This is a genomic window from Pricia mediterranea, from assembly GCF_032248455.1.
GTDB classification, from domain to species: domain Bacteria; phylum Bacteroidota; class Bacteroidia; order Flavobacteriales; family Flavobacteriaceae; genus Pricia; species Pricia mediterranea.
Map to the genome: position 1 here is coordinate 4,137,929 of NZ_JAVTTP010000001.1, position 21,956 is coordinate 4,159,884.

The window sequence follows — 21,956 nt, forward strand, 5'->3', positions numbered from 1 at the left end:
TTTGGATGTACTGTAGATTGCTCATTGGTCCCCAGCCTCTGCCAATTGGTCACTGGCTTTCCCGACCGAGCTCAATTCCTTTCTCAAATACTGCGCCGTGTAGCTCTTCTTGTCCTTCGCCACTTTTTCGGGAGTGCCTTTGGCAACCACCATGCCCCCGCCGCGACCTCCTTCATAGCCAATATCAATGATATAATCCATCATCTTGATCACATCCATGTTGTGTTCGATAATCAAAACGGTGTTTCCTTTGTCCACTAAACGGTTTAAAACTTCCATTAGTACCCGGATATCTTCGAAATGCAGTCCGGTAGTGGGTTCATCCAAAATATAGAACGTATTCCCGGTATTCAGTTTCGACAGTTCGGTGGCCAGCTTAACCCGCTGTGCCTCTCCGCCGGATAGGGTGGTGGACTGTTGTCCCAAGGAAATATAGCCCAATCCCACATCTTGTATGGTCTTTAATTTACGATATATTTTGGGTATAGGTTCAAAAAAATTCACGGCTTCGTTGATGGTCATTTCGAGCACATCGGCAATCGACTTGCCCTTATAACGTATTTCTAGCGTCTCGCGGTTAAAACGTTTTCCGTTGCAGGTCTCACATTCTACGTAAACATCGGGCAAGAAGTTCATTTCTATGACGCGGACGCCTCCGCCCCGACAGGTTTCGCAGCGCCCCCCCTTGACGTTAAAACTAAAACGACCGGGCTTGTAACCCCGGATGGCCGCCTCGGGAGTTTTTGCAAAAAGCGCGCGAATCTCCCCAAATACCCCGGTATAGGTAGCGGGATTGGAACGCGGGGTGCGACCAATAGGGGATTGGTTGATATCGATGACCTTGTCGATATGCTCCAGGCCCTTGATTTTTTTGTAGGGCATCGGTTTTTTGACCCCGTTGAAATAATGGGCGTTCATTATGGGGTACAGGGTCTCGTTGATCAATGTCGATTTTCCGCTCCCCGAAACGCCCGTAACGCCTATCATTTGACCCAAAAGGAATTCTACGGTGATATCTTTAAGATTGTTTCCGGTGCATCCTGAAAGTTTTATCTTCTTGCCGTTACCCTTTCTGCGCTTTTCAGGTACCGGTATTTCTTGGTCCCCCGTGATGTAATCTGCTGTTAAGGTACTGAAGTTCTTAAGGGCCTCAGGGGCGCCTTCGGAGATAATCTCCCCGCCGTGCCTTCCCGCCTTGGGTCCGATATCGATGACATGGTCCGCCCTTTCGATCATATCGCGGTCATGCTCGACCACAATAACGGAATTTCCGATATCCCGAAGCGCTTCCAGCGAAGAGATTAACCGATTGTTGTCCCGCTGGTGAAGGCCGATACTGGGCTCGTCAAGAATATATAGGACGCCGACCAGTTGTGAACCGATTTGCGTGGCCAACCGGATCCGTTGTGCCTCGCCACCTGAGAGGGATTTCGAACTGCGGTCGAGGGAAAGGTAATCCAGGCCGACATCCAATAAAAAGCGGATACGGGTCTTGATTTCCTTGATAATTTCCTCGGCAATAATTTGCTGGTTACCGTCCAGCCTTTGATTCAAACCCTCAAAGAAATCGGCCAGTTCTGAAATGTCGAGATGGGCCAGTTCGGCAATATTCTTATCGTCGATCTTGAAATTCAGCGATTCCTTTCGCAATCGTGACCCCTCACAGGTCGGACAGGCCACCTTGTCCATATAACTTTTTGCCCAGCGCTTCAACGAGGCCGAACCTGCTTCTTCGAACTGGTTTTTGATAAAGTGGGCTATACCTTCGTAATCGATTTTATAGCTGCGTTTGACGCCCAAGGATTTCGAATCGACCTCAAAACTCTCGTGACCTCCCTGCAACAGGACGTTCATGGCTTCCTCGGAAATCTTTTCAATGGGGTCGGTCATCTTAAAACCATAACGCTTGGCAATAGTCTCGATTTGCCTGAATGCCCATGATTTCTTATAATCGCCCAGCGGAGCAATGCCTCCTGATTTGATGGACTTTTTCCTATCGGGAAAGATTTTATTTTCGTTTACCTCGTAGATATGTCCGAGGCCGCTGCAATCGGGACACATGCCTTTCGGGGAGTTGAACGAAAACGTATTCGGTTCGGGTACGGGGTAGGAAATACCGGTGGTGGGGCACATTAGATCACGACTGAAATACCGGGCCTCCGAGCCGCCGTCTTCCAAGACCATCAAGACATCGTCCCCGCTGTACATGGCGGTATTGATCGATTCGGAAAGTCGTTTATTTATATCTTCGGTATCATGGACCTTCAATCTATCGATAACGATTTCGATGTCGTGCGTCTTATACCGGTCCACTTTCATGCCCTTGATAATATCGACGATTTCGCCATCGACCCTAACTTTCACATACCCCTGCTTGCCGATTTGCTGGAACAATTCTCGATAATGACCTTTCCTAGATCTAATGACCGGTGCCAAAATGTTTATTTTTTTCCCATCGTAATCGGCAATGATGAGTTGCTTGATCTGCTCGTCACTATAACTCACCATTTTTTCACCGGTTTTATAGCTGTAGGCCAATCCGGCACGAGCGAACAAAAGCCGGAGGAAATCATAGATCTCCGTGATAGTGCCGACCGTGGATCTCGGAGATTTCGAAGTCGTTTTTTGCTCGATGGCAATAACTGGGGACAGGCCGTCGATCTTGTCCACATCGGGACGCTCCAAACCGCCCAAAAATTGACGGGCGTAGGCCGAAAAGGTTTCGATGTAGCGGCGCTGCCCCTCGGCATAAATAGTATCGAAGGCCAGAGAAGATTTTCCGCTGCCGGAAAGTCCGGTGATCACCACCAGTTTCTCCCTAGGGATGGTAACGTCGATGTTTTTCAAATTATGGACGCGGGCACCCTGTACCTCAATATTTTCTTCGTATTCTATCATTTTTTTTTCACAGCAAGGCGGCAAAGGTACGGTTTTGACCACAAATTAAGAAGTTGACCCAGACATAATTATCGATGAACGGAACCTGATATCTTTCTCAGTTGACCGTTACGATGAGCTAAGGTAATTTGTTCGGTAACCGCATCAATAATAATTTGGAAACTCTACTTACCCAACTCAAAAAAGTCTTTTAAACTGCCTCTCTTTTCTCCGAAAGATATTTCCAATAGCGTTTGGGAACGTGCTGCGTGTGAAGCTTTCTGTTGATTCGGGATCTTATAGTCGTGCTTTTAAAATAATTGTTCCATAAGTCTTGATAGTTGTGCTCGTCAACTAGAAGGCGATCACTTTGATGGATGCTGTTGCTATAAATTTCATTTAAATCCAACGAGACAATTTCCACACGCTCAAGGTCATAAAAAATTCCGTAATCCCGTTTAACATCGTAGATGAGCCATTGCTGATCGGCATATCGTGACCTGAAATGCTTGGATATCAAAGGGAGTACGTCAAAGTCGGGCTCGATATTGGCGAAATAAATCTCGTCCTGAGTCAGTTGGAATCTGACAAATGCCTCCATCCGGTGCTTTTCACGGCCAACGGACTTTGCCAGCTGGCTGATTTTTAACACGATTCCATCCGAAAAGTCCGAATACGTTGAAAAGTTAGCGAAGAGCTTGCGAATGTAACGGTATAGCAATAGTTCGACGCCCCGGGTTTCGCTTAGATATGCAAAATAAATCTTCTTTACGGCGTTATGGTTCTTTTTCTGAATGCCGTTCCACACACGTTTGGCCTTTTCAATATTCGTAAAGACCGTTTCCGTTTCTGAAAATAGACCATTTTGACCGCTCCTGTTCTTTTGAATATCGGCTATCTGCGCACGCTCTTCAAAAGCTACGAATATCGCGGTTAGAAAACCATTGAAACTTCCGTCGTAGATAAGGGTTTTTGCATTTTCCATGAGGTTCCTGTTTAAGAGACTGCGTGATTTTTACTTTCCTGGTCCACCCGCGCGAACCACATCCTTTGTGTTTTGGTCAAAAAGGCATGTATCGCGATACGTTTGCGATGTGGTTAAACCAAACTATTTATGACCGTTTCGATCCGAGCTAGTTGAACAAACTCAGCTGAGAGCTATATTCCTTTCTAAATTTTCCGGTTGAATTTTGTAAAATCCGGCCCTTAATCTTAGCTGCTTCCCAGTCCCGATGTTCCCAATGACTTGAATCGCAGAGGATAAAATATTTGGCCCGGTTCAAGGCGATACCAATGTTTTTTAGATGATTCCAGTTCAGCTTTCGAAATCGCCGAGCGTTTACAATCTTATGCACCGATTTCATGCCGATACCGGGAACCCTTGCCAACATTGCTTTATCCGCCATATTGATATCCACTGGAAATAAGTGGAGATTCCGCAATGCCCACGACAATTTGGGGTCCACATCGATATCGAGGTTCGGATGTTCCTTATTTAAAATTTCCCCGACCCCGAAGCCATAAAATCGCAGGAGCCAGTCCGTTTGGTAAAGTCGGTTTTCACGAAGCATCGGCACCTGTGATCCGATGGGGGGCAACCGGCTGTCGTCCGCAACCGGGACATAACCGGAGTAGTAAACCCGTTTCATGTTATAGTTTTTGTAATAGTGGGTGGCCGAGTACATAATGTCCTTATCGGATTCGCCGGTCGCCCCGATAATCATTTGGGTGCTTTGCCCTGCTGGTGCATATTTGGGCGTACTCTTAATAACTTTCTTTTCCTCTTTATGCCGAACAATTTCATTTTTTACCTTTAGCATCGGCCTCGTAAAATCATCGTGTTTCTTTTCAGGGGCCAGTAATTTGAGACCTGATATGGTAGGCACCTCAATATTTACCGAAAGGCGATCCGCATATAGTCCGGCTTCCCACATCAGCTCATCACTCGCACCTGGAATCGATTTTAAATGGATGTATCCGTTGAAATTTTCTTCCGTACGCAGTTTTTTGGCGACCGCAATCAATCGTTCCATGGTGTAATCGGGACTCTTGAAAATTCCGGAACTCAAAAAAAGTCCTTCTATATAGTTACGCCGGTAAAAATTGATGGTCAAATCGACGACTTCCTGAATCTTGAAGGCAGCCCTTTTAATATCGTTGCTCTTTCGGGTCACACAGTAGGCACAATCAAAAATGCAATAGTTGGTCATCAGGATTTTCAGGAGAGATACGCAACGCCCATCTTCAGTATAGCTATGACAGATACCCATCCCAGAGCTATCACCCAGTTTGTTATCAGTGTTTGTGCGCTTGCTGCCGCTACTCGAGCACGAAACATCGTACTTGGCCGCATCGGCAAGAATGTTCAACTTCTCCTTGATTCGTTCGAATGACATAGTTTCTATTTCGTAAGGATTCCAAAAATATGGTAAAATTCCTAATTATGGAAATAATCCAAATAAAATTTTGGATATATTCCAAAAAGTGTATCTTTGAAGTGCTCAGGAGATTCGGTGACGGTTGAGGGGTACACTTTTAGCTGAGGAATTGTACGGTTGGGCAGCTACCTGGTTTATGAAAAGAGACGGAGTTTAACTGACTATTTATTGGGCTTAGGTCAAATAGGATAGCCAGATAGGATAGCCAGTGATCAAATCAGGGCTTTGGCTTTAACCTTGCGGTTGATATTGGTACGAAATCTTAAAGCACACTCTGATAGTCGGGGCAAATCTTTGGATGAATTGAGCGATCATGTCGGTGACCTCTTATGGGGTCATGAAGTACTATTGAAGAACGATAATAAAGGACAAATTATGGAAAACGAAATTACATTAAAACGCTTTGGGGATATCCGAAGGGAGTTGGGATATACCCAAACAGAGTTCGCTTCCATTTTGGGGGTTGCAAGTACAACGGCCGATATTGAAAGGGGGCGAACAAAATTATCGGGAAAGTTGGTTGCGGAGCTTTTACGGCAGTTTAAGATCAATCCGCTCTGGTTGTTCGGGGAGAGCGACAATAAATACTTGGAAACCTCCAATACTAGCGTCATTCCTAAAGTTGTGACCGTCGATTCCGAAGATAGGGAGAATATGGTGCTGGTGAACGCCAAAGCAGCTGCGGGCTATCCACAAAATATACAGGATTCCAGTTGGTACAAACAGTTACCGGCCTTCGATTTGCCGATTCCCGAATTTCGTAATGCGACCTACCGCGGCTTTCAGGTCGAAGGTGATAGTATGTTGCCCAATTTGAAACCGGGGGAATGGGTTTTGGCCAGGGCCGTGGAACATATCGATGATGTGAGTGCCAATAAAATGTACGTGATAGTTCTAGAGGATGCCGTTTTGGTCAAAAAAATCGAAAAGCGGCCCAATTCCAATAATATTACCTTGGTTTCGCTGAACGAGACCTATCCGCCCTACGATATCAAACCTTTTCAGATTCAGGAAATATGGCAGGTAAGTAGTCGGATTACCTTCGGGGAGGACGCCACAACGGAAAAGGGACTTCTAAAACAGCTACAGGAATCTATGGACGAGCTGAAAGACCAGTTGAAACACGTCAAGAAGGTCTGACTGCTTAATTCAACCTTAGATTGTATACGCCGCTATCGCGTAGGGTAAATCCAAGACTCTTATATAGGCTTATGGCGGCCTTTCGGTGATGGCCCGAAAAGAGTAAAACACTGTTCAAATTTCGCTTTTTTGCCTCCTCCAATAATTTTTCCATCAGCTTACGACCGATACCTTTCCCCCGGTGCTCCGTGTCGACCACAACATCTTCTATCATTCCCCGGTGACCCGAGATAACCTTGTATGTGGCCAAAAGTGCTATTCCAACGATTTTTTCCTCAATAATACATACCGCAAAGATAACGTGGTTGTCTTCTTGAAGAATTTGGTGGAGGGGGCATTGATTGAGGCTATCGTTCAGTTGATAATACAGTTCGGTAATCTGGTGTCGTACCGTGTCGTCAATGTCGCTTTTTTTGAGGATCTCTATTTCCATTATAAGATGTATTTAGTATAGGTGACTAGGTGTAAATCGGAATAAGGGGGAATACATTAGAACCCGACGGCCGTATCATCTCCGCGTCTATCGGCACCGCCTTCGAGTCGTCCGTCAGGTAAAACGCGGATGGCATTCACCTTCCCGATGATAGGGGTGGGGTCTTCGTTAAGATGGTATCCTTTCAATTTCAGGGCGTCCTTCAACCCATCTGGAAAGCCTTGAGGCTCGAACATGATGACGTCGGGCAACCATTGATGATGAAATCGGGGAGCATCGACCGCCTCCTGCATCGGCATATCGAATTCGTATACGTTTAAAATGGTCTGGGCGACTGCGGTAATTATAGTCGAACCACCGGGGGTTCCGACGACCATCCACAGCTTGCCGTCTTTTTCGACTATGGTAGGGGTCATGCTGCTGAGCATTCTCTTTTCGGGCGCAATGCTGTTGGCTTCTGCCCCTATGAGTCCGAACATGTTAGGCACACCGGCCTTGGCACTGAAATCGTCCATCTCGTTGTTCAAGAAAAACCCGAGGTCATCGCAGTACAGTTTAGAGCCGAAGGCACCGTTCAAAGTTGTGGTCACGGAAACGGCATTACCCTCGGCGTCAACGATGGAGTAGTGCGTAGTTTCCATGCTTTCGGCCATTTGTACGTTTCCTTCTTGGATATCGGAGGATTTGGTAGCCCGGTCGAACGAGAAGCTTTCCATTCGCTTTTTCAAGTAAGCATCGCTAAGCAATATCTCCTTAGGGATATCCACAAAATCCGGATCGCCCAAATAATAGTTCCGGTCGGCGTACGCCCGGCGAGCGGCCTCCGTAAAGAGCTGGATTTCCTTTACGGAATTATGGCCGTATTCGGATACTTCATACGGTTCCATCATCTTGAACATCTGATGTAGGGTCATCCCTCCGCTGCTGGGGGGACTCATAGAAATTATCCGTAAATCCTTATAATCGAACGCGATGGGCGTTCGCCATTTGGCCTCGTACCCTGCCAGGTCTTCTTTCGTGACGTAGCCTCCGTTTTGTTGAATAAAAGCGGCAAGGGTTCTAGCGGTTTCTCCTGTATAAAATCCACTACGGCCTTGTTGTGATATACGCTGCAGCGTTTTCGCCAATGCGGGGTAACGGACCATATCGCCAGCTTCCGCATCGATCGGAAAAGTGGTCGTCCCTCCGTTGACCTTCAGAATTTCATCGCGGTACGTTTCGAATCGCTCTGCTTGCTTCCGCGTCACTACGATACCATTTTTGGCCATGGCGATGACAGGGGCAAAAATATCCTTTAGCGGTAACGAGCCGAATTTCTCGTGTACGGCAATGATGCCGGCCACGGTGCCCGGGACCCCGACGGCAGTAGCGCCTACGGTACTCATATCGGGAATCACGTTGCCCAGGGAATCCAAATACATGTCCTTTGTAGCGGAAAGTGGTGCCTTTTCCCGATAATCGAGTGCTCCCGTTGTTCCGTCCGCTTTGCGATAGACCATAAAACCGCCCCCGCCCAGATTGCCGGCAAACGGATAGGCGACTACCAATGCCATTTCGGTGGCCACCATGGCGTCGAAGGCATTTCCACCCTTTTTCAGGATTTCCGATCCTATATTGGAAGCTTCCTCCCGGGCGGAGACGACCATTGCGCTTTCGGTAACAAGTCCCGTCGGTGTGGCCGGCAGGGTTTTGCAGCCTACAAAAAGCAATAATGTGATACTAACCGCTATAAAACTTTTAAATCGAGTCATGTTCTATGTGTTTCTTTGGGACTGTTTTGAATTTGGTGGTCCATCGATGCTCGCCCCGCTTACAATGAAAGGTATCTTTCTTTCGAAAATACCACCAATTCCCCAAAAAAATCGCTAAACTCCCTTTCAAAAGCCTTATAATGTTCCTCAAGGTCGAAAATGGCAAAATTCATTTTTGATTTATTTCTTGTTCTGCGGTTCATACCTTCCAAGGCCTTTCCTATTCCTTCCAACTTCGCATAGTTGACAAGCCAATTGTCCGCTATCATATACGGCATCATTCGCTTGACCCCTTCGGGCAAAATCCGATAATTATCCTCTAACAAGTCGTAAAAGTCGTCCACAAAATCCACCAAGGGTCGTTCGGAATACGTTTTCCAGTTTTTGGCCAAGAAATGATCATAGAAAATGTCCACGATAATCCGGCTATAATGACTGTAATTTTTGTGCAATCTTTTGCTGCTTTTTTTAGGGATGGGGTGCGTATCGGTAAAGGTATCGATCTCGCGATGTAAGATAATCCCTTTCTGTACGCGCTCCGGCAGGTGCGAGAACTTATTCCCTCGGATGCTATCGGCGATAAAATTCCCCACGGTAATTTCATCATCCTCAAAAGAAAGATAGATATGAGCCAAAAAATTCATAGGTCGAATTTACAAATTGCAACTGTACCGATTCATTCTAGACCCGTATATTTGCTCAAACTTTTAACAAGCTATGACACTCATCAAATCAATTTCGGGAATACGGGGCACTATCGGCGGTAAACCAGGGGACAATCTCACGCCTTTGGATACCGTAAAGTTTGCCGCGGCCTATGGCATCTGGCTCAAGGAATATTCTAAAAAAGGCACCCTGAAAGTAGTTATTGGCCGAGATGCCAGATTATCGGGGGAAATGATTCAAAATTTGGTCGTTTCTACCTTGATCGGTCTGGGAATCGATGTGGTAGATCTCGACCTATCGACAACTCCGACCGTCGAGATTGCCGTTCCGTTGGAGAACGCGGACGGGGGCATTATCCTGACTGCCAGCCATAATCCGAAAGAATGGAACGCCCTCAAATTATTGAATGAAAAAGGGGAGTTTTTGGATGCTGAACAAGGCGCGAAAATCTTGAAAATCGCAGAAAAGGAAGATTTTGAATTTTCCGAGGTAGACGATCTGGGGGAAGTTGTCAGAAACGACGCTTACATGGATATCCACGTTGATGAGGTCTTACAATTATCCTTAGTAGATGCCGAAACCATTCGTAAAGCTAAGTTCAAGGTAGTGGTCGACGGCGTAAATTCCACTGGGGGAATCGCCATTCCAAAACTTTTGGAAGCTTTGGGCGTTGAGACCGTAAAGCTGTACTGCGAGCCTACCGGACATTTTCCGCACAATCCGGAACCTTTAAAAGAACATCTGGGTGATCTCTGCAAGCGAGTCGTAGATGAAAAAGCGGACTTCGGACTTGTGGTAGATCCCGATGTCGACCGATTGGCCTTTATCGACAATAAAGGCGAAATGTTCGGGGAAGAGTACACCCTGGTCGCCTGTGCGGATTACGTTTTGGGGAAAACCAAGGGAAATACCGTTTCCAACCTATCCTCTACACGGGCGCTGCGCGACATTACCGAAAAACATGGTGGTACCTATACAGCCTCGGCCGTTGGCGAAGTCAATGTAGTTGCCCAAATGAAAGCCAGCGATGCCATTATTGGAGGCGAGGGCAACGGAGGCATTATCTATCCTGAAAGCCATTACGGGCGCGATTCCTTGGTCGGTACGGCCTTGTTTCTCATGTTGATGGCCGAAAGGGGCGGGACGGTCGCCGAGCTCCGTGCTGGCTATCCTTCTTATTTTATGAGCAAAAAGAAAATCCAGTTGACCCCCGAAATCGATGTGGACGCCGTTCTTAAAAGGATGGAAAAAAAGTATAAAAACGAGAAAATTTCTACTGTCGATGGTCTAAAAATCGATTTTCCGGAGAATTGGGTCCATATGCGAAAATCGAATACCGAACCGATTATCCGAATATATACCGAGGCCAAGAGCCAGGATCGGGCCGATGGTCTCGCCGATCGCATTATCGGGGAAATTGAGAATAGTATTGCGGTCTAGGGTGCCGCTTATGCTCGATTGACGGCAGTTTCGAACTCGACTTAAGATTTGGGTCCAGCCTGTCGGGAACAACGTGTTGCTGCAAATGCGGGGGGCACTTTGTCCCGGTGTTTCCAGCGCTTATGGGTCCACAAATAATATTCGGGTTTTTCACGGATCTGTTGCTCGGTGAGCCGTAAAAATTGATCCGTTATCTCGTTCTTTTCAGTGCGTGCCCCCGATTTGGTTATAGGAATGAGCTGCGCCTCGTAATACCCTCTTTTAACTTTGGACACTTTTAGAAAAACCACGGCCAAATCCATTTTTCGCGCCATGGTCTCCGCGCCGTTGATGACCGGTACTTTAATGCCCATGAATTCAGTCCAATATTGGGCACGAAACCATTGCGGACTCTGGTCGCTTACCATTCCGAAAATACCGATAATACCGTCCCTTTTATTGCGCACTACGGTTTTGACCGTTTCTTCAGAAGTAATCAAGGTGGTGTTCCAACGGGCACGTACTCTCTTTATCCAACGGTCAAAATAGGCATTTCCGATTTTCTGGTAGACCGCGTATCCCTTGGCTTCCACGTAGTTATTGATACTCACGTTCCATTCCCAGTTCGCATAGTGGGAGCACACGATAAGAATACTTTTCTCTTTTTCGATTTCCTGCAAAACCTCGATATTCTGAATCGCATAGCGTTTTTTGACAGCCGCTTTAGATAGGTTCATGGTCTTTACCATTTCCAAGAACATATCGCATAGGTGCCGATAAAAACCAATTTCTATTTTGCGGCGTTCCGATGGGGACTTTTCCGGAAAGACCAACTTTAGATTGGTTCGGACTACCTTTTTTCGATACCCGATAATCCGGTAAATCAAAAAAAACATAAAATCGGAAAAGATGTAGAACGGTCGATAGGGCAATACCGAAATCACCCAAAGTAGGGGATAGGTAAGTGTGAAGATAAGTAGTTGCATGGTTGGTGGTTGCTATACAAATATAACTATATTTGGCGCGATAAATTTTCTTTCCCATGTACGACCTTCATTTTGCCACAATCGCTTTGATTGCCGCCAACATTCTGGTTTCGATAAAAGGCTTTAACGACAACTCGTTTTTTGAGCGTTATAAATTTAATATATCTGCCATAAACGGAGGGCAGAAGGAGCGACTGGTTACCTCTGGATTTCTGCACGTTGATATGGCCCATCTCTTCTTTAACATGTTTACCTTATATTTTTTTGCGAATGTGGTCATCCGTTGGTTCGGACCGGGGAAATTTATCGGTATCTATCTTGCTAGCTTGCTGGCCGGAAGCCTTTTTGGTGTTTTCTTTCATAAGAATGAACCTCAGTATAGCGCAGTTGGGGCTAGTGGTGCGGTTATTGGGGTGCTGTACGCCGCTATCCTACTGCAGCCGGGTATGGACCTTTTCCTGATGTTCATTCCCATTCCGATACCCGCTTACGTGGTCGGTATTGGATATCTATTGTATTCCATTTACGGAATGAAAAGCCGGGCGGGCAATATCGGGCATACCGCCCATTTCGGAGGGGCGATAGGGGGCTTCGCCCTCACCTTGCTCTTTCAGCCGGATCTTATCTTTACCCAGACCCTGATGGTCGGATTATTGGCCATACCTATAGTTATTCTGTTCGTCATGCAGAAAATGGGGAAGATTTAAAGCGTATCGGCATTTTCATATCCGGGCTCCTTTTTCTTCGGACAATCTTTTTTGATACTACCTGGGCTACTAATCGGGTACCTTCCGTTTAAAAAGAGCTCCTAAGTCGGACTTTCCCTGTATTTCATCGAAAAAAAAGCTGAAATTATACCCTGGGATTCCTTTTGCCGTTTAGGTAGGTATTGCAATTCGAATTCGATTGATTAAAAAACCTACTTATGATGAAAAAAATGTTCCTTACGGCTTTGACGGCTGTTTTTGTAAGCTCCTGTAGCGATGAAACCACTGTATATACAGACACTTCTGAAGATGTTTCGATAGAGGGCAACGAGGCCGTCCTAGAAAATAGTATCCTATTCGATGACGCCGGTGTTTTAATAATATCCAACGAGGATCAATTTTCAGGAAAGACGGCCAAAGGGGAGGAGCAGGCTGGGGACCACCCGTTGACCTTGATTGCCCGTGTCGAGGCTCCCTCGTATAAAGACGCAAAAAATTTGGGTGCTTCCCACGTTCATATTGATGGAAATTATGCCTACGTGTCCTATAATACGGTCGAGGACGACTATGCGGGTGCCATCGATATTGTACATGTGGGCGACCCGACCCGTCCCAGGCTGACCTCACGACTATATTATACGAATGCCGATATAAATGCCATCGAATACAATGATGGATATGTCTATGCCGTTGGCGGTGTGGATTCGGAAAAGTCTGTCAGGGCAACCTCGAATTCGTTTTTGGTCAAGATTCCGGCTTCCAATGGAAAAATGAACACTGAGGGGGGAATGAGCTTCGGTTTTCAAGAGGGATTCAACGCTACGGATGTTAAGGTATCCGGGAATTCGGTGTTGGTAGGAAGTGGTAAGGATGGTTATTTGACCTCCTATAAAAAGTCGGACCTGTCATTGCTAAAGGAGGCCCCGTTCGCCGATTTGCGTTCAATTGCTTTGAACGATGGCAACGTAGCCGTTTTGGATGGGAGCATCGGGATCAACTTTTTGGATAAAAATTTTAACCCTGTCCAAAAAATTGCCATCGATTCCGATTTCGGTAACTACGCCAAAAGAACCTTCGTTGTTTCCGATGTCGACGTCATCGTGTCCGAGGGATCAAAAGGAGCGGGAATCTATAATAAATCCACGGGTAGCCTTACGGATTATTTGCCAATTTTGATCAATCCCGAAGGTGTTGCCCAGAGCGATATCGTTACCAATGCCGTTGCCCTTAATGAAAACGTCTTGCTCATGGCGAACGGAGGTGCAGGGCTGTCCCTTTCGGAGAAGCAGGATAGGACCATGGAAATGGTCGGGGTACTCGACCTCAGCGGTTCGGTCAATTTTGTGGCATCTAAGGGAGATTACGTATTTGCGGCCTCCGGAAAAGCGGGTTTGCAGATTATCAAGCTGAACCGGCCTGATGAGAGCTTGGCCGCACGCTGTGCCGACCTACCACTTTATCAGGGGAAAGCGAATTTGGAAGTGGCCAAAGGAGATACCGCAGCGTATCGCGGTGCAAAGCGATTTAATAAGGTCACTGTCGATGGTGGCCTATTACTTTGTGGTTCCTGGACCCTGAACAATGGGGCCGTAGTTGGGGAAGCCGGACTTTTCGAGATAAGGGGGAACCTTATTGTGGGCAGAAACGGGAAGCGAAAGAACATAACGGTCAAAAAGAACGCCACCCTCAGAGTCGAAGGTAATCTGGCCGTTTATGGCGATTTGAACCTGGAGGATGGCGCTACCTTGGAATTTATCGGCGAGGGTTCTATGGCGCTGGTCTCTGGCTCGGTCAATAGAAATGGAAGTGCTCGAGTAATTGGCGATTTCAAGGATGTACACAACAAATTTTAATGGTCTTCCGTTGGATGGCTTAAAACATCCGACAAAAACGATATTCAGCTGCTCACATACAATCAGAAAGTGTGGTGCAAGAGACCAATAATAGCAAAAAAGCCCCGACCAAATTTGGTCGGGGCTTTTTAGTATCTTGATTTATAGCCGGTTCAATCTAACAATTCCGAAACTTTCGCCTCCAAGGCCGGTCCCCTTAAATTCTTCGCGACGATTACCCCGTTCTCATCCAACAAAAACGCGGCGGGTATGGCATCGATGTTATATAATTTGGCAACGGGATCGTTAAAGTAAGCGACGTGAGAAACATGCTGCCAGGTCAACCCGTCATCTTCGATCGCTTTTTTCCAAGCTTCTTCCGTTCTGTCCAACGACACTCCCAATACGTTCAATCCCTTGTCGTGGTATTTTTCATAGACCTTGACAATATTGGGATTCTCGACACGGCAAGGTTTGCACCACGCGGCCCAAAAATCGACCAAGGTCAGTTTGCCCAGGGCGTCCTTAAGGGCCAATTCACCACCATCGGGCGTTGGGGCGGTAAATTCTGGGGCCTTGGCACCTATGGCGACGTTCTCCGCATTTGCTTCTGCCTGCTTTTGGCCTTCGACCCGCTCTTGAAAGGTCTGCGCTACCTTTGTTTTCTTGATTTCGGGGGACAGTTTTTCATACATCTCCTGGGCCTCTTCCACCGTGACGGTTCCTGTACCTAAGGCACGGTCGATCAAAAGGGCAGAGATAAGGGCATCGGGATGGTTCTCGATATAATCAAGCTCAAATGATTTATATTTTTCCTGTAGCTCCATCATTTCATCCTGTAAAGACTTGGCCGTGGCAGTATCCTGTTTCATACTGGCCTGTTGCATATCTCTTTGTATGGACTGGGCTTGCTCGGTCAGTTCCTTCGACTGCTCCATATAATCGAGGAAGATTTCGTTTTGGGGCGTCCCTTCGATTTCGGCCATTCCCAAACTATCTTTCTGCGCATTGAACGTTATCTCGCCATTTTCCAGGATTACCGCGGTATAGCCCTGCAGGTTATCTACAAAAATATAATTGAGTTCGGGAGTGTCCGCAGTACCGGTAAACGTAAATTTTCCGTTCTCGACCATGGCCGTATCAACATCGATGGGTTGGTTGTTCTCACCGACAGTTCTGAGAAAAACCTGGGTTCCGTTTTCTACGTCCCCCCTCAGGTTACCATTCAGGGTATAGCCTTCGGGCTCTTGGTTACAGGCGACGATTCCTAATACGATGCCGACCGTCAATAGTACTTTCTTCATTAATCTTAGTTTTAAGCGCGCAAATGTAGGTATATCTCCCAACAAAAAAAAGTTTGACATTTAATCTATATCCGTGGTAGCCAAGGTCCCAGCCGTTGGTTGTATTTTCGCTGAAAATAAACGAAGTAGTTGTACAGCTTGTAGTTTACTTCGTAGCCGTAATCGATGTTGGCGTTGTAGTCGATCCGCATTTCATAGAGGTCGGGATTGTATCGCAGGGGCTGGGTAACTCTTTGGTTCCAGTTGATGACATAGGTTTGGTTGCGGTTTTCCAAATAGGATTGGGAGTAATACCCCTCGGGTTTGGCGATGCTGGCCAGCCACGTGTTGAACCCCGGTTCAATGATGATTATTTCATACTCGGTACTGTCGCTGGCTATTTTCACCGTATCGCCCTCTTGCTCTTGAAAGACTGTCTTTTCTTGATCTTTTACATCCAAGGCTTTTTTTGATGCAGTGCAGCTACTCGCCGCACACAGAATGAAAAACGCTACCGCGCCCATTGGTACAAGTAATTTTTTCATGTTCTTGATTTTTTATATAAAAGGACCAAAATTCGTACCAAGAACCCCATCCTATACAACGGACCACAATTTTATTTGGGATGGCCATCGCATTTCAACTGTGAGCGCTTGCCAAATGGCAACTCGGGCTCGCCGAAAAGAACGGAATGAATCGTTCGTAGCAAAAAAAACCGCATGTTCTTACATTCGGTTCTTACTACTCCAGCTATTCTTGTGGTCTATCGCAAATTATTTGCCGAAAAGACCTCCGAGCATTCCGCCGATTCCTCCTTTGTCCCCACCCAGGGCCAAAGCGGCTACATCATCGAGGACGCTACCATCCCCGTCGGAATCAAGAAAAGATTCAATGAGGGACTGTTGCTTGTTAGCTTGTTGGCCGCCACCCATCATGCTGCCCAAAAGGTCTTGGATGCCGCTGGGTTCATTGATATTCTCCTGTTGTTTCTTTTGACCGATCAACCCCAACAGTATGGGGGCGGCTATTTTGAGTATGGAGGCTACGGAACTGGTATCGACTCCCGATTTTTGGCTGATGGCACTTTCTACCTTTGATTGTTTGTTTCCGAGCACATGTCCCAATATCCCGGCACCATCCTTTTTTACGGACTCGTCCACGCCCCCGCCAAAGAGACCGCTCAAATTGTTGAGAATGCTTCCGTCGTGGTTATTGGAAAGGGCGCTCATTAATCCTTGTGCCCCTTCCGGGGTTGCGGCGTTCTTCTTCATGGCGCCCATCAACAACGGCAGTGCCATAGTTAGTACGCTGCCCGTTTGATCGATAGAGTTTCCGGTCTGATCAGCCACTCCGCTTATCATCTGTTTGCCCGTTGGGCTATTCAATAAATCCAATAATCCTGACATCTGGTATCTCGTTTTAAAGTTGAGGTAACAATGTACAAAAAAGAAAGGATTTACGAGTGTTTGAAGAAACCCAAATTCGTAGAAGTTTATTTCAAAAGATTGATGGTCTGCTCGGCCAGTTCCAGGCCTATCCGGTCTTGGGCCTCGCCGGTAGCTGCTCCGATATGGGGCGAAAGGGAAATTTTTGGATGCATTAAAATCCGGATTTCCGGTGAAGGCTCGGATTCGTAGACGTCGAGGCCGGCAAAGGCTATTTTTCCACTTTCAAGGGCATCGACCAGGGCGACTTCATCCAATACCCCGCCGCGGGCCGCATTTACGATTCCGACACCCTGTTGCATCAGTTCGATTTCTTTTTTCCCGATAATATACTCTTTCTGCGCGGGAACGTGAAGGGTAATAAAATCGGATTTTTGTAGGACATTGCTTTTGGACTGGGATTTAAATTCGAACGGTAGCGAACGCCCATCAAAAAAAGGCACTTTTATAGTAGCCTGTTCGATGAGAGGGTCGTGATAAATGACCTTCATCCCTATGCCCAAGGCGATTCGGGCGGTCGCCTTCCCGATTCTGCCGAACCCGATGATGCCCAAGGTTTTGCCGTGAAGCTCGATTCCCCCGGCGTAGGTTTTTTTAAGCTGTTTAAACTTGCTGTCCCCTTCGAGGGGCATACTTCTGTTGGCATCGTAGAGATAGCGGACGCCCCCGAAAAAATGTGCGAATACCAGCTCGGCGACCGAGGCGGATGAGGCTGCAGGGGTGTTGATGACGTGCAACCCCCTATTTCGCGCGTAGTCCACGTCAATATTATCCATTCCAACGCCCCCGCGCCCGATCAGTTTCAGATTGGGACAGTTGTCGATCAGGTCTTTCCGGACTTTGGTAGCACTCCTCACGAAGAGACCGTCGATGTTATTGTCATTGATATAGTCCTGAAGCTGTTCTTGTGCTACCTTTACACTAATGACTTCAAAACCTGCTTTCTCAAGCGCATCGATGCCGGATTGTGCTATTCCGTCGTTGGCTAGTATTTTCATGCTTTTCTTTCCATTTCACTCATAATGTCAACCAAAACTCCCACGCTTTCGAGAGAGAGCGCATTGTACATCGAAGCGCGGTACCCACCTACTGAGCGGTGACCGTTGATACCGTTTATATTCGCTTCCCGGCACATTTTTTCAAAAGGCTCCTTCAGTTTTCCATCCGTGAGGTCGAAAGTGGCATTCATGGTTGAACGGTCCTCTTTTTTGGCATAGCCTTTAAAAACGGGGTTCAGGTCGATTTCGGAATAGATCAACTGGGCCTTTTTGTCGTTAATTTCCTCAATTGCAGATATCCCACCTAGATTTTTCAGCCATTCCAAGGTCAACATAGAGGTATAGACCGCGAAAACCGGAGGGGTATTGAACATGCTGTCCTTACCTATATGTACCTGGTAATCGAGCATAGAGGGGATGTTGCGGGAAACTTTCCCCAAAATATCCTCTCTGACTACCACTAAGGTGGTACCGGCGGGCCCCATATTTTTTTGTGCTCCGGCATATATGAGTCCGAATTGCGAAAAGTCGATCTGTCTTGAAAAAATATCCGAGCTCATGTCGCAGACCAAGGGCGCTGCAGTTTTCGGGAATTCCTTGAACTGGGTGCCAAAAATCGTGTTGTTCGAGGTTAGATGCAGGTAGTCGAGGTCGGCAGGTATGGTATATCCTTTGGGTATATAGTTGTAGTTTTCGTTCTTTGAGGAAGCAACCTCGTCGATCTCACCGAAGAGTTTCGCTTCTTTGATGGCCTTGGCGCTCCAAGTACCCGTGTTAATATATCCGGCTTTTTTCTCCAACATATTATAGGCGACCATCAAAAATTCCAAGCTGGCACCGCCTTGTAGAAACAGGGCGTGATACCCTTTGCCATCCAGCCCCAAGAGTTCCAAGGCCAGACTTCTCGCGTTTTCCATTATTCTGACAAAGGCGGCACTACGGTGGGAAATCTCGACCAAGGAGAGTCCCGAATCATCCAATTCCACTACCGCTTGCGAGGCTTTTGCCAGAACTTCCTGGGGAAGGGCGCAGGGGCCTGCGCTAAAATTATGTTTTTTCATTTTTCGGGGATTTTATTAGTGAAATAGATTTTGGTAAACCAGTGCTTCAATGAGCTGGTCGGCGAGTCAATTTGGCTTGATGGGGATAAGCGCCTCGGCTCATTAACATAACCCTATTAAAAACGTCGCTAAGGTCATGAATTTATTGGGAAGCACAAGCATCGAAACTGATTTATTCCATTAGTTTTTCAACAGGAAATCAACAGTGTCCACCCCATCGGCGTAGTCCGTCAGGGACGGTTTCTGGGTCTCGCCAAAGGTAATTTCATCATCGAGGATGCCTTCGCCGACCACACACTGTAACTGAACTTGATCGTTTTGCAAACGTGATTTCAGCTGATCGAGCGTGTCGTAGGTTTCGTAAAACAGGGAAGCAATAGGCGATGCGTAGCTATTATCTTCTTTAAGGACCAAGAATCCGTTGTCCAATATTTCAAAGTCGGACATGAGGTAAACGGCTTTATTGTAGTCGTAATTATTGGCGTATTTTTTCTGTTCCCCGATGGGGTGATAGCTGTAGATGGACCTAAAAAAGGTATCGAAATCGTAGGCCCTCGGAACAAACAATTTAGAAACGCTGCGACATCCGAGGCCGTAGTAGCGAAAAATATCCTCGCCCAGTGCCTCCAGCTGCTCGGGAGATTCTTTTCCCGTCAGCGCGGCGACCGAATTCCTGTTCTTTCGGATGATATTCGGCACCTTGCCGAAATAGTGCTCAAAATAACGGGCGGTATTGTTGCTTCCCGTGGCGATGACGGCGTCGAAATCCTGTATTCTTCCTTGTGAAAAAATAATTCTATCTTCAAGTAGAGGGTCTATTGATATGAGATAATCCCTTATAAAACCGATAAGTACATCGTCGTTGGAAGACAGTTTAGCCAAGGCCCTGTTGCCGGTCATTACAACGGAGAGCAGATCATGGAAACCGACCAGAGGTATGTTGCCGGCCATAATAATAGCGACCGTATTGGGACTGTTTTGTCGGAGGTCGTACCGACCGAGCCAGTTGGAAAGATGATTCTTCGTCAAAAGCATCCCCCAACTTCGCAGGGCGAATTCCACATTGTCCTTGGTAAACCATCCGTTTTTATGTTTGGCCAAGGCAATCGTTTCCTGTAATCGTTGCGACCATTCGTCTTCATGGGTTTCCCTCGTGGAGAAATCCCGGAAAAATTCCCCGAGTTCCGTAAAAGCCCTAAAAATTCGGCGTTGTTCGTTCATGGATTAGATTTGCGATAGAGCGGTGTAGTCTTTATCTTTGTCATCAATTTTTGCAAAAGTAAGCATACTTAACAGAAAATAGCTTTTCAACGACATAGAGATATGCCGGGAGAAGATACCGCAACACGGCGGCATAAATAGACAACATGGCAATAGTTATAACCGATGAATGTATCAATTGCGGGGCCTGCGAGCCGGAGTGCCCGAATACCGCAATATATGAGGGGGCCGATGAATGGCGTTACAGTGACGGCACGTCTTTAGAGGGCGACGTTGTGCTGCCCAGCGGCAAGGAGGTCAACGCCGAAGAGGTGCAAGAACCGATCAGCGATGAAATCTACTACATATCTCCCGATAAATGCACTGAATGTATGGGCTTTCACGAAGAACCCCAGTGTGCCGCGGTCTGTCCGGTGGACTGCTGTGTGCCCGACGAGGATCACGTCGAGAGCGAGGAGACCTTATTGGCAAAGCAGGCGTTTATGCATCCCGAGGGATAATTCAGGTGCAAGTGCAAATTCAAGTGTAAGTAGAAGTTCAAGAGCAACAACAGCCTCTAGTCTCTTATCGCTATTCTTTTATCTTTATTCCGAAAAAATGAAAGCAGGTATCGTAGGACTGCCCAATGTTGGCAAGTCCACCCTTTTTAATTGCCTCTCCAACGCCAAGGCGCAGAGCGCTAACTTCCCTTTCTGTACCATCGAACCCAATATCGGGGTCGTCAACGTGCCGGACGAACGCTTGTTAAAGCTTGAAGAATTGGTCGATCCGCAACGGGTCTTGCCGGCAACGGTAGAAATCGTCGATATTGCGGGACTTGTGAAAGGAGCTAGTAAAGGCGAGGGCCTGGGCAACCAATTTTTGGGGAATATCCGCGAGACAGATGCTATTTTGCATGTGTTGCGCTGTTTCGACGATGAGAACGTGGTGCATGTGGACGGTTCCGTAGACCCCATTCGGGATAAGGAGACCATCGATATGGAATTGCAGCTGAAGGATCTGGAGACGGTGGAAAAGAAGCTTGATAAGGTCAAAAGGGCCGGGAAGACCGGTAACAAGGATGCCCTAAAGGAAGCGACCGTACTCGGAAAGGTAAAATCGGGATTGGAAAGTGGTGTGTCGGTGAGGGCTATCGACCTATCGAAAGAGGAGCGGGACGAATTTGTAAGACCCTTACAGTTTATTACCGATAAACCAGTGATGTATGTCTGCAATGTGGACGAGGAATCGGCTGCTACGGGGAACGCCTATGTGGAAAAAGTGAAGGAGGCCGTAACCGATGAGAATGCCGAGGTCATCGTGCTGGCCGTCGGCACGGAGGCCGATATCACCGAGCTGGATACCTACGAGGAACGACAAATGTTCTTGGAGGATCTGGGACTGAAAGAGCCGGGTTCGGCGAAATTAATCCGGGGCGCCTACAAGCTGTTGGATCTGGAAACATACTTTACGGCGGGGGAGAAGGAAGTAAGGGCCTGGACCATACCAGTAGGAGCTAGTGCCCCTCAGGCTGCGGGAGTTATCCATACCGACTTCGAAAAGGGCTTTATCCGGGCCGAGGTCATTTCCTATGCCGATTATGTCAACTACGGCAGCGAGGCCAAAGTCAAGGAGGCGGGAAAAATGAGGATCGAGGGCAAGGATTACGTTGTGAAGGATGGCGATGTGGTGCACTTTCGGTTTAACGTGTAAGAGTGTA

At 47.1% G+C, this 21,956-nt stretch carries 19 protein-coding genes; 6 read left to right on the forward strand and 13 right to left on the reverse strand.

What is annotated here, in order from left to right:
- Nucleotides 1-21: 21 nt before the first annotated feature.
- From uvrA to RQM65_RS17005, 3 genes are all read right to left on the reverse strand, one after another.
- Nucleotides 22-2,898, reverse strand: coding sequence for an excinuclease ABC subunit UvrA (gene uvrA, locus RQM65_RS16995; RefSeq protein WP_314016614.1), 2,877 nt, complete (start codon nucleotides 2,896-2,898; stop codon nucleotides 22-24).
- Nucleotides 2,899-3,088: 190 nt separating this feature from the next.
- Nucleotides 3,089-3,862, reverse strand: a complete 774-nt coding sequence (locus tag RQM65_RS17000; protein ID WP_314016615.1) for a TIGR03915 family putative DNA repair protein — start codon at nucleotides 3,860-3,862, stop codon at nucleotides 3,089-3,091.
- 148 nt (nucleotides 3,863-4,010) lie between these two features.
- On the reverse strand, nucleotides 4,011-5,273 hold the full coding sequence (locus tag RQM65_RS17005) for a putative DNA modification/repair radical SAM protein (RefSeq protein ID WP_314016616.1): 1,263 nt from the start codon (nucleotides 5,271-5,273) through the stop codon (nucleotides 4,011-4,013).
- Between the two features lie 417 nt (nucleotides 5,274-5,690).
- Between RQM65_RS17005 and RQM65_RS17010 the strand changes: the two genes are divergently transcribed.
- The gene (locus RQM65_RS17010) at nucleotides 5,691-6,455 is read left to right on the forward strand and encodes an XRE family transcriptional regulator (RefSeq protein ID WP_314016617.1); all 765 of its coding nucleotides are present in this window, start codon (nucleotides 5,691-5,693) and stop codon (nucleotides 6,453-6,455) included.
- Nucleotides 6,456-6,459: 4 nt separating this feature from the next.
- On the opposite strand, the gene RQM65_RS17015 is transcribed toward RQM65_RS17010, so the two are convergent.
- The 3 genes from RQM65_RS17015 to RQM65_RS17025 are packed head-to-tail and all read right to left on the reverse strand — an operon-like array spanning nucleotide 6,460 to nucleotide 9,283.
- Nucleotides 6,460-6,888, reverse strand: a complete 429-nt coding sequence (locus tag RQM65_RS17015) for a GNAT family N-acetyltransferase (protein ID WP_314016618.1) — start codon at nucleotides 6,886-6,888, stop codon at nucleotides 6,460-6,462.
- Between the two features lie 56 nt (nucleotides 6,889-6,944).
- Nucleotides 6,945-8,639 carry a gamma-glutamyltransferase gene (gene ggt / locus RQM65_RS17020; RefSeq protein WP_314016619.1) on the reverse strand — a complete coding sequence of 565 codons (1,695 nt, stop codon included), beginning with the start codon at nucleotides 8,637-8,639 and terminating at the stop codon, nucleotides 6,945-6,947.
- 59 nt (nucleotides 8,640-8,698) lie between these two features.
- On the reverse strand, nucleotides 8,699-9,283 hold the full coding sequence (locus RQM65_RS17025; protein WP_314016620.1) for an acyl carrier protein phosphodiesterase: 585 nt from the start codon (nucleotides 9,281-9,283) through the stop codon (nucleotides 8,699-8,701).
- Between the two features lie 73 nt (nucleotides 9,284-9,356).
- Here RQM65_RS17025 and glmM point away from each other — a divergent pair, with 73 nt between their 5' ends.
- A complete protein-coding gene (glmM, locus tag RQM65_RS17030; RefSeq protein ID WP_314016621.1) occupies nucleotides 9,357-10,745 on the forward strand; it encodes a phosphoglucosamine mutase in 1,389 nt (462 codons plus the stop codon).
- A gap of 41 nt (nucleotides 10,746-10,786) precedes the next feature.
- On the opposite strand, the gene RQM65_RS17035 is transcribed toward glmM, so the two are convergent.
- Nucleotides 10,787-11,710, reverse strand: coding sequence for a lysophospholipid acyltransferase family protein (locus RQM65_RS17035; protein WP_314016622.1), 924 nt, complete (start codon nucleotides 11,708-11,710; stop codon nucleotides 10,787-10,789).
- Between the two features lie 56 nt (nucleotides 11,711-11,766).
- Here RQM65_RS17035 and RQM65_RS17040 point away from each other — a divergent pair, with 56 nt between their 5' ends.
- Together RQM65_RS17040 and RQM65_RS17045 are read left to right on the forward strand one after the other, a co-directional pair.
- A complete protein-coding gene (locus RQM65_RS17040; RefSeq protein ID WP_314016623.1) occupies nucleotides 11,767-12,417 on the forward strand; it encodes a rhomboid family intramembrane serine protease in 651 nt (216 codons plus the stop codon).
- Between the two features lie 218 nt (nucleotides 12,418-12,635).
- Entirely contained in the window at nucleotides 12,636-14,270 is a 1,635-nt protein-coding gene (locus RQM65_RS17045) for an LVIVD repeat-containing protein (RefSeq protein WP_314016624.1), read from the forward strand.
- A 152-nt stretch (nucleotides 14,271-14,422) separates the two neighbouring features.
- On the opposite strand, the gene RQM65_RS17050 is transcribed toward RQM65_RS17045, so the two are convergent.
- The 6 genes from RQM65_RS17050 to RQM65_RS17075 form a co-directional block, all read right to left on the reverse strand.
- Nucleotides 14,423-15,553 (reverse strand): TlpA disulfide reductase family protein, encoded by a 1,131-nt coding sequence (locus RQM65_RS17050; RefSeq protein WP_314016625.1) that lies wholly within the window; start codon nucleotides 15,551-15,553, stop codon nucleotides 14,423-14,425.
- 65 nt (nucleotides 15,554-15,618) lie between these two features.
- Nucleotides 15,619-16,077: a DUF6146 family protein gene (locus RQM65_RS17055; RefSeq protein ID WP_314016626.1), complete on the reverse strand. Its 459-nt coding sequence runs from the start codon at nucleotides 16,075-16,077 to the stop codon at nucleotides 15,619-15,621.
- Nucleotides 16,078-16,305: 228 nt separating this feature from the next.
- Nucleotides 16,306-16,938 carry a DUF937 domain-containing protein gene (locus tag RQM65_RS17060; RefSeq protein ID WP_314016627.1) on the reverse strand — a complete coding sequence of 211 codons (633 nt, stop codon included), beginning with the start codon at nucleotides 16,936-16,938 and terminating at the stop codon, nucleotides 16,306-16,308.
- An 86-nt stretch (nucleotides 16,939-17,024) separates the two neighbouring features.
- Nucleotides 17,025-17,975: a D-2-hydroxyacid dehydrogenase gene (locus tag RQM65_RS17065; RefSeq protein ID WP_314016628.1), complete on the reverse strand. Its 951-nt coding sequence runs from the start codon at nucleotides 17,973-17,975 to the stop codon at nucleotides 17,025-17,027.
- Complete coding sequence (gene serC, locus RQM65_RS17070) at nucleotides 17,972-19,036, reverse strand: 3-phosphoserine/phosphohydroxythreonine transaminase (RefSeq protein ID WP_314016629.1); 1,065 nt, start codon at nucleotides 19,034-19,036, stop codon at nucleotides 17,972-17,974. Before serC ends, RQM65_RS17065 begins: the two co-directional genes overlap by 4 nt.
- A 180-nt stretch (nucleotides 19,037-19,216) precedes the next feature.
- Entirely contained in the window at nucleotides 19,217-20,257 is a 1,041-nt protein-coding gene (locus RQM65_RS17075; RefSeq protein WP_314016630.1) for an acyl-CoA reductase, read from the reverse strand.
- 146 nt (nucleotides 20,258-20,403) lie between these two features.
- On the opposite strand from RQM65_RS17075, the gene RQM65_RS17080 reads away from it, so the two are divergent.
- Both RQM65_RS17080 and ychF read left to right on the forward strand, forming a co-directional pair.
- Nucleotides 20,404-20,757, forward strand: a complete 354-nt coding sequence (locus tag RQM65_RS17080; RefSeq protein ID WP_314016631.1) for a 4Fe-4S dicluster domain-containing protein — start codon at nucleotides 20,404-20,406, stop codon at nucleotides 20,755-20,757.
- A gap of 97 nt (nucleotides 20,758-20,854) precedes the next feature.
- Nucleotides 20,855-21,949, forward strand: a complete 1,095-nt coding sequence (gene ychF / locus RQM65_RS17085; RefSeq protein ID WP_314016632.1) for a redox-regulated ATPase YchF — start codon at nucleotides 20,855-20,857, stop codon at nucleotides 21,947-21,949.
- Nucleotides 21,950-21,956 lie beyond the last annotated feature (7 nt).